The sequence below is a fragment of the Streptomyces sp. SID486 genome, from assembly GCF_009865385.1.
GTDB lineage: Bacteria > Actinomycetota > Actinomycetes > Streptomycetales > Streptomycetaceae > Streptomyces.
On record NZ_WWJT01000429.1, the window covers coordinates 1 to 8,406 of the forward strand.

The following is an 8,406-nucleotide window of genomic DNA, read 5'->3' on the forward strand; positions in this document are numbered from 1 at the left end:
GGCCCCGCCCCGAGGGCGGCCAGCACGCCGGCCGCCTTCGCGTGCGTCTCCGCGACCTCGCCCGCCGGGTCGGAGCCGCGCACCAGCGTCGCCCCGACCGGCACGCGCAGCCGGCCGTCCGCGGTGATGTCGGCGGTGCGGATCAGGATGGGGGAGTCGAGGGTCTGCGCGCCCCCGGAGTCCCGCCCGAGCAGGGCGAGCGCCCCCGCGTAGTAGCCGCGCCCCCCGGTTTCGTGCCGTTCGATCACCCGGCACGCGTTCTGCACCGGCGAGCCGGTCACCGTCGCCGCGAACAAGGTCTCCCGCAGCACCTCACGGGCGTCCAGAGAGGACCTGCCGCGCAGCTCGTACTCGGTGTGCGCGAGGTGCGCCATCTCCTTCAGCCGGGGGCCGACGACCACCCCGCCCATGTCGCCGACGGTGCACATCATCTTCAGCTCCTCGTCGACGACCATCGACAGCTCCTCGATCTCCTTGCCGTCGGCCAGGAAGGAGAGCAGGTGCTCGGGCGTCGGTCCCTCGGCGGGGTACCGGTACGTCCCGCTGATCGGGTTCATCACGACGGTGCCGCCGGACATCCGCACATGCACCTCGGGGCTGGCGCCGACCAGCGTGCGGTCCCCGGTGTGCACCACGAACGTCCAGTACGCGCCCCGCTCGCCCTCCAGCAGCCGCCGGAACAGCGCCAGCGCGTCGGCGCGGCCGAAACCGGGGACCGCACCCTCGTAGGTGCGCCGGATCACGAAGTTGGCACCCTCGCCCCGGCCGATCTCCTCGCGCAGCACCCGGGCGACGATCTCGCGGTACTCCTCGTCCGCCACGTCGAAGCCACCGCCCTCGACCCGCACCTCGTGCGCCGGGAGCCCGGCAAGCGCCTCGGCGAGCGGGACCGAGTACGCCTCCTCGGGGGTGAGCACCAGCAGCGGGGTGCCGTCGTCGCGGACGTCGAAGCCGCGCTCGCGGATCTGCCGGAACGGCACCAGGGCGAGCCCCTCGTCGGGCAGGTCGGCGAGCCGGTCCCGGCTGGTCACGGGGCCGATCAGCACCTCCACCCGCTGATCGTCGTGGCCGGGGGTGCGGCGGCGGAGCAGGGCGAAGGGGCGCGGGTCGTGCAGCAGCTGTGCCAGGTCCATGGTTCCTCTTGTCGATGAGGAGGAACGGCCCCGGGAAACGCCGAAGGCCGCCCCTCGGGCGGCCTTCGCGAAGTCTTTGTCGTACGCGCGATCAGCGGGCCGCCGGAGAAGCGGTCCACCACCAGTTCTGGATGCGGTTCTGCATCGAGTGCGCGAACATGCCGGAAACCCTACCGCACCGCCCGCCGGTCCACCCTTCAGTCGCTTCGTCTCACCCTTCGAGCCGGAGGGAAAAACATCCGAGGCGACCCCGTAATGTTTACGAGGTGACCGTGAACGCTAAGACCAGCGCGAGCGCTGGCAACACCTGGCGAAACCTGCCCGCGGCGCAGCAGCCCGAGTACCCCGACACCGAGGCTCTGCGCGCAGTGATCGCGGACCTCGAGTCGTATCCGCCGCTCGTCTTCGCGGGCGAGTGCGACCAGCTGCGCGCCCGGATGGCGGCCGTCGCCAAGGGAGAGGCGTTCCTCCTCCAGGGCGGCGACTGCGCCGAGGCGTTCGACGGGGTCTCCGCCGACCACATCCGCAACAAGCTGAAGACGCTGCTCCAGATGGGTGCCGTCCTGACCTACGCGGCCTCCGTGCCCGTGGTGAAGGTCGGCCGGATCGCGGGGCAGTACTCCAAGCCGCGCTCCAAGCCGACCGAGACCCGCGACGGCGTGACCCTGCCGACCTACCGCGGCGACTCCGTCAACGGCTTCGACTTCACCGAGGCCAGCCGCGTCCCGGACCCCGAGCGGCTCAAGCGCATGTACAACGCGTCCGCCTCCACGCTGAACCTGGTGCGCGCCTTCACCACCGGCGGCTACGCCGACCTGCGCCAGGTGCACGCCTGGAACCAGGACTTCGTGCGGACCTCGCCGTCGGGCCAGCGTTACGAGCAGCTCGCTCGTGAGATCGACAACGCGCTGAACTTCATGCGGGCCTGCGGCACCGACCCGGAGGAGTTCAAGACCGTCGAGTTCTTCGCCTCGCACGAGGCGCTGCTGCTGGACTACGAGTCCGCCCTGACCCGGGTCGACTCGCGCACCGGCAAGCTGTACGACGTCTCCGGGCACATGGTGTGGATCGGTGAGCGCACCCGGCAGCTGGACGGCGCGCACATCGAGTTCGCCTCGAAGATCCGCAACCCGATCGGCATCAAGCTCGGCCCGACCACCACGGCCGAGGAGGCGCTGCAGTACATCGACCGCCTCGACCCCGAGCGGGAGCCGGGCCGGCTGACCTTCATCGTCCGCATGGGCGCCGACAAGATCCGTGACAAGCTCCCCGAGCTGGTCGAGAAGGTCACGGCGTCCGGCGCGACGGTGGCCTGGGTGACCGACCCGATGCACGGCAACACCTTCGAGGCGGCCTCCGGGCACAAGACCCGCCGCTTCGACGACGTGCTGGACGAGGTCAAGGGCTTCTTCGAGGTCCACAAGGGGCTCGGCACCCACCCGGGCGGCATCCACGTGGAGCTGACCGGCGACGACGTCACCGAGTGCGTGGGCGGCGGCGACGAGATCTTCGTGGACGACCTGCACCAGCGCTACGAGACGGCCTGCGACCCGAGGCTGAACCGCAGCCAGTCGCTGGACCTGGCGTTCCTCGTGGCCGAGATGTACCGGGACCAGTGACCCGGCACCGGTAGCGGCCCCTGGGGCGCGGATCACATCCGATCCGCGCCCCGCACGCTTTTGCCGTGGCCGCGAGATGGGTAAGGTTAGGTTTGCCTCACCGGGAACCGGGACGGCAGCCAGTCAGCGATCCCGTCGGGAGGTGAACCGCGTGTACGTCTGCAGTTGCTTCGGCATCACCGAGCAGCAGGTTCAGCAGCACGCGGAGAACGGCGCCTGCACTCCGCGCCAGATCGCCTCCGCCAGCAAGGCCGGCACCGACTGCGGCGGCTGTGTGCGCCGTATCCAGGCCCTCCTCGGCCGGGGCGCGTGCCCCCGCCGGGAGCTGATCGAGCGGCGCGCCCCCGCTCTCGGGGCGCTGGACGACGCCGCCTGACGTCCGGGTCCGCTCAGGGGCTGGAGAAGCCGCTGGTGGACGGGCCCGAGGGATCGGGCTGGCTCTGCTCGATCACCGTGGAGAGATAGAGCGCCTCACCCAGTTTGTCCACCAGCTCCAGCTGGGTGTCCAGGTAGTCGATGTGGTGCTCCTCGTCGGCCAGGATCGCCTCGAAGATGTTCGCCGACGTGATGTCGTTCTTGTCGCGCATCACCTGGATGCCCCGGCGCAGCCGGTCGATGGCCTCGACCTCGACCTGCCGGTCGGCCTGGAACATCTCGGCCACCGTCTGCCCGACCTGGACGTGGAACAGCCGCTGGTAGTTCGGCAGGCCGTCCAGGAGCAGGATGCGGTCGGTCAGGAGCTCGGCGTGCCGCATCTCGTCGAACGACTCGGCGCGGGTGTACTCGGCGAGCTTCGTCCATCCCCGGTGGTCCTGGAGCTTGGAGTGCAGGAAGTACTGGTTGATCGCGGTCAGCTCGGCGGTCAGCTGCTCGTTGAGCAGCTCGATGACCTCGGGGTCGCCTTGCATGCGACGGGCTCCTTCCAGGACAACTGATATCGGTCGATAGCGCCGCATGATGGCACTGCCCGGGAAGATCGTCCAGTAAGTGCATACTTAGTAATTAAGTGCCCCCTTATCCTAGTTGCCCGGTTCGTGACGCCACGGTCAAGGGCATCGCCCGAGGTCTGTCAGGATGGATACATGGGTCATCCGGTGGAGCGAGCGTCTGGGGCAGGGGCGGAGTCCGAGCTTCCGCCGGGTCAGCGGCTCCAGCGCGGCTGGCCGGTCACGCATTACGGGCCGGTCCCGAAGTTCCGGCCCGAGCGCTGGGAGTTCCGGGTCTTCGGCGCCACCGCCGACGGTGACAAGCGCACCTGGAGTCATGAGGAGTTCACGGCCCTGCCGTACACCTCCGTGGTGGCCGATCTGCACTGTGTGACGAAGTTCAGCATGGTCGGCGCGGAGTGGGGCGGGGTCCCGGCCCGCGCGATCCTGGACCTGGCCCCGCCGGCGCCGGACGTCACCCATGTGATGGTCTGGGCGGAGTACGGCTTCAGCTCGAACCTGCGCCTGTCGGACTTCGCCGCCGACCGCGCGATCTTCGCCACCCACAAGGACGGCGAGCTGCTCACCGCCGAGCACGGCTTCCCGGTCCGCCTGATCGTGCCCCATCTGTACGCCTGGAAGGGCCCCAAGTGGGTGCGGGGCGTGGAGTACATGACCGCCGACCGCCGCGGCTTCTGGGAGGAGCGCGGCTACCACAACATCGGCGACCCCTGGAAGGAGCAGCGCTACTCCTACCAGGAGGGACCCGGGGACGGCCCCGAGCTGTGACCGCCGGTCCGCTCAGTGGTGGTACCGGTGCACCACCGCGTGTCCCTTGCCGCGGCCGATCGTCCACTTGTTGACCGGGGTGGTCACCACGAAGGCGGTGACCAGTGAGATCGCGAGCGAGATCCAGAACAGCGCGTCGCCCAGCATCGCGTCCCGGGCGGACGGCCAGACCAGGATGACCCCGTTGTCGATCAGCTCCATGACGGCGATGGAGAGGGTGTCCGCGGCCAGCGCCACCCGGAAGGCCGTGCGGAAGCCGACGCCCGCCCGCAGCACGCCGCGCAGGGTGAGCGAGTAGCCGAAGAGGAAGGCCAGGGCGATCGCGAGCACGGTGGTCGGCAGGTTGCCCCACCCGAACGCCGTACCGAGGACCATGCCCAGCACCTCGCCGATCGCGCATCCGGTGAGGCAGTGCAGGGTGGCCTGGGCGGCCATGCGCCAGGTGGCGGCGGGTGCGTGGTGGTGCGCCTGGTGGTCCGTGGGCACGGCGGCCTCGCGGTGGTGCCCCTGGCGGTCCGTGGGCGCGGCGGCCTCGTGGTGGTGCGCGTGGTGATCCGCGGGCACGGCGGCCTCGTGGTGCTCGTGCGCCGCGTGTCCGTGGTGCGTGTGGTGTGCGTGTGCCTCGTGTTCCATGACTGCCCCCAAGCCGGATGTCGGTTCCTTCACCGGACAGGAACCGTATACCCCCTGGGGGTATTCCGTCAGGGAGTCGTCCAGCGCAGTTTCTTCAGCCGCTCCACGTCCGCCGCGTGCCCCTGCTTCCCGCCGGGCGTCTCGATGATCAGCGGCACGCCCTCGGTCGCGGGGTGTGTCATCAGCGCCCGGAACGGGTCCTCGCCGATGTGGCCGGCACCGATGTTCTCGTGCCGGTCCTTGTGCGCGCCCACCACGTCCTTGGAGTCGTTGGCGTGGATCAGCTTCAGCCGGCCCGCGCCGACCGTGCCGACCAGCAGGTCCAGGGTCTGGTGCATGCCGCTCGGCCCGGTGAGATCGTGCCCGGCGGCGAAGACATGGCAGGTGTCCAGGCACACGCCGAGCATCGGATGGGCGTCCAGCGCCTCGAAGTACGGCCCGAAGTCCCACGTCCGCGAGCACAGCGAGGAGCCCTGCCCGGCGGTCGACTCCAGCAGCAGGAACGGGTCGTCGTCATGGGTCAGCTCGTCCAGCAGCGGCAGCAGGTACTCGCGCACCTGCCGCAGCGCCGTCTCCCGGGGCCGCCCGCCGGTCGCGCTCCCGGTGTGCACCACCACGCCCAGCGCGCCGATCTCCCGCGCGCGGCGCAGCGAGTGCCGGAGCGACTCCACCGACCGCTCCACGGTCGCCTCGGTGTGCGAGCCGAAGTTGATCAGATAGGGGGCGTGGACGTACGCCGGGACCGACTCCTCGGCGCACGCCGCGCGGAACGCCTCGTCCTGCCGCGGGTTCCCGGCGGGCGTGGCCCAGCCGCGCGGGTTGGCGACGAAGACCTGCACGGCCTCCGCCTTCAGGTCGCGGGCGTAGGACAGCCCGACGGAGTGCAGGCCGCCGGCCACCGGCACATGGCCGCCGACGGGGTTGCGGGGGACGCCGGGGAGGGAGGACTGAACGGGACTCACCCGTTCAGGGTGTCATGTCCGCCCCCGCGCCCGGACCACGGTCACCGGTGACCCGGGTCACCGGATGGTGATCGTGACCGTGGACCCCTTGGGCGCCTTGTCGCCGCCCTCCACCGACTGCTTCTTCACGGTGTCGCCGAACAGGCCGAGCAGGCCGCGGTCCTCGTCCACCTCGAAGCCCGCGCCCTCCAGGGCGTCGTGCGCCTCGTCCACGCTGTCCCCGACGACGTCCGGGACCTCGATCATCTCCGGGCCCTTGGACAGCGTCAGCGTCACCGTGTCGCCCTCGGCGGCCCTGCGGCCGTCACCCGGGTCCTGCGCGGCGACCTTGCCCTTGTCGTACTCGGAGTTGACCCGCCCGGCGGCGACCCGCACCTTCAGCCCGGCGTCCGTCAGCTCCTCCTTCGCGCTGTCCAGGTCGTCACCGGTGACGTCCGGCACGTCGATCGGGCTGCCCTTGCTGACGACGAGGGCGATCGCCGAGCCCGCGTGCCGCTCGGTGCCCGCGCCCGGTGTCGTGCGGACCACCGAGCCCTTGTCGACGTCGTCGCTGAACTCGCGGGTGACCATGCCCGGCTCCAGGCCGTCCGCCTTCAGCCGGGCCCGCGCCTTCGTGAGCGGCTGCCCCGCCACGTCGGGCACGTTCACCGTCTCCGGACCCAGCGAGACGGTCAGCGTCACCGAGTCGTGGTCCCGGATGCGCGCGCCCGGCGCCGGGTCGCTGCCGATCACCGTGCCCCGCTCGACGGTGTCGCTGTAGGCCCGCTTGACCTGGCCGACGTCGAGCCCGGCCGTCCTCAGCCGGTCCCTCGCCTGCGTCTCGGTCTTGGACAGCAGCGGCGGGACCTGGGTGAACTGACCGGAGTTGATGTACCAGACCCCGGCGCCCACGCCGAACACCACCAGCACGGCCGCGATCAGCGCCAGCACCGCGCGCCGGGGCCGCGCCGGGCGCCTGCGGGGCGGCACGGGCGGGCTCTGGAAGCGGGCGGTGCGGTCGATGCCGTCGCCCGGGGCGTCCTCGTCCACGGCCGCCGGCCGGGGCACGGTCAGCGCGCGCGGGATCACACTCGTCCGGTCCTCGGCGTTGTCGTGGCCGGCGGACCGTGCCTGCGGCGGCTCCACGTCGAGCTGCTCGTCGCTCAGCGCCCGGCGGGCCTCACGCACCTGGGCGAGCAGCGCCACGGCGTCGTACGGCCGGCGGTCCGGTATGCGCGCGGTGGCCGACGCGACCAGCGCGTCCAGCTCGCCGGGCAGTCCGGGCACCAGCGCCGAGGGCGGCGGCACGTCCTCGTGTATGTGCCGGTAGAGCACCTGGGCCGGGGAGTCCCCGGAGTGCGGCTTCGCGCCCGTCAGCATCTCGTACAGGACCACACCGCACGCGTACACGTCGACGCGCGGGTCCGTGGTGCCCTGCTCGATCTGCTCGGGGGCGAGGTAGGAGACGGTCCCGAGCACGGCACCGGTCGTGCTGGTCACCGTGTCCACGGAGCGCACCAGCCCGAAGTCGGCGACCTTCACCCGGCCGTCGTCGCCTATCAGCACGTTCTCGGGCTTCATGTCGCGGTGCACGAACCCGGCCCGGTGCGCGGCACCGAGCGCGGCCAGCACCGGCTCCAGGATGTCCAGCGCGGCCCGCGGCTGCACGGCACCGCGCTCGCGCAGCACGTCCCGCAGGGTGCAGCCGGCGACGTACTCCATCGCCAGGTAGACGTACGACCCGTCGGTGCCCTGGTCGAAGACCTGCACCACGTTGGGGTGGTCCAGCCGCGCGACGGACTTCGCCTCCCGGATGAACCGGTCGACGAACGCCCCGTCGGACGCGAGGGTCGGGTGCATCACCTTCAGCGCGAGAACGCGGTCCAGGCGGGTGTCCAGGGCCCGGTAGACCGTGGCCATCCCACCCGCCGCGATCCGCGCGTCCACGCGATACCGGCCGTCGAGCACCTGCCCGACGAGGGGGTCCTGAAGGGTCGTATCCACGAGAGGCGAGTCTACGAGCCAGGACCGGGACGACCGCCCCGCCCACCGGCATTGCACCGGTACTGAAGCCGACCTGTGACGCGACACACGCCCCCAGCCCGCCTCACCGCCGGCACACGCGCTCCACGGCGGGCCCCGGCCTCCCGGCCCCCGGTGACGGGCGGTGCGCCGACGGGCGACGAGGCGTCACCGGCCCCGGCGGCGGCCCCGGGCGGGGTGGTGGGACGTCACCGGCCCCGGCGTCGGCCGCGGGCGGGGTGGTGGGACGTCACCGGCCCCGGCGGCGGCCCCGGCCGCGGTGGGACGTCACCGGCGCCGGCTCAGAACGCGGGGCGCTCGGGGTCCAGCACGGCCATGCCCT

The 8,406-nt window shown here is 71.7% G+C and carries 8 protein-coding genes; 3 read left to right on the forward strand and 5 right to left on the reverse strand.

The features are described 5' to 3' along the window. A partial coding sequence (locus GT045_RS20465; RefSeq protein WP_202528564.1) for a chorismate-binding protein occupies nt 1-1,133 on the reverse strand: 1,133 nt, incomplete at its 3' end. Between the two features lie 266 nt (nt 1,134-1,399). On the opposite strand from GT045_RS20465, the gene GT045_RS20470 reads away from it, so the two are divergent. Next, the gene (locus tag GT045_RS20470; protein ID WP_161287794.1) at nt 1,400-2,752 is read left to right on the forward strand and encodes a 3-deoxy-7-phosphoheptulonate synthase class II; all 1,353 of its coding nucleotides are present in this window, start codon (nt 1,400-1,402) and stop codon (nt 2,750-2,752) included. A 151-nt stretch (nt 2,753-2,903) separates the two neighbouring features. Next, nucleotides 2,904-3,128 (forward strand): (2Fe-2S)-binding protein, encoded by a 225-nt coding sequence (locus GT045_RS20475; protein ID WP_161287795.1) that lies wholly within the window; start codon nt 2,904-2,906, stop codon nt 3,126-3,128. Between the two features lie 13 nt (nt 3,129-3,141). On the opposite strand, the gene bfr is transcribed toward GT045_RS20475, so the two are convergent. Continuing rightward, nucleotides 3,142-3,660: a bacterioferritin gene (gene bfr, locus GT045_RS20480; protein WP_161287796.1), complete on the reverse strand. Its 519-nt coding sequence runs from the start codon at nt 3,658-3,660 to the stop codon at nt 3,142-3,144. Between the two features lie 174 nt (nt 3,661-3,834). Here bfr and GT045_RS20485 point away from each other — a divergent pair, with 174 nt between their 5' ends. Next, a complete protein-coding gene (locus GT045_RS20485) occupies nt 3,835-4,467 on the forward strand; it encodes a sulfite oxidase-like oxidoreductase (RefSeq protein WP_161335035.1) in 633 nt (210 codons plus the stop codon). A gap of 12 nt (nt 4,468-4,479) precedes the next feature. Here the strand turns inward: GT045_RS20485 and GT045_RS20490 are convergent, their stop codons facing one another. The 3 genes from GT045_RS20490 to pknB form a co-directional block, all read right to left on the reverse strand. Further along, nucleotides 4,480-4,902, reverse strand: a complete 423-nt coding sequence (locus tag GT045_RS20490; RefSeq protein ID WP_161335038.1) for a DUF4396 domain-containing protein — start codon at nt 4,900-4,902, stop codon at nt 4,480-4,482. Between the two features lie 266 nt (nt 4,903-5,168). Continuing rightward, entirely contained in the window at nt 5,169-6,062 is an 894-nt protein-coding gene (locus GT045_RS20495) for a deoxyribonuclease IV (protein WP_161335036.1), read from the reverse strand. Between the two features lie 57 nt (nt 6,063-6,119). Next, on the reverse strand, nt 6,120-8,045 hold the full coding sequence (pknB, locus tag GT045_RS20500; RefSeq protein WP_161335037.1) for a Stk1 family PASTA domain-containing Ser/Thr kinase: 1,926 nt from the start codon (nt 8,043-8,045) through the stop codon (nt 6,120-6,122). Between the last annotated feature and the right edge of the window lie 361 nt (nt 8,046-8,406).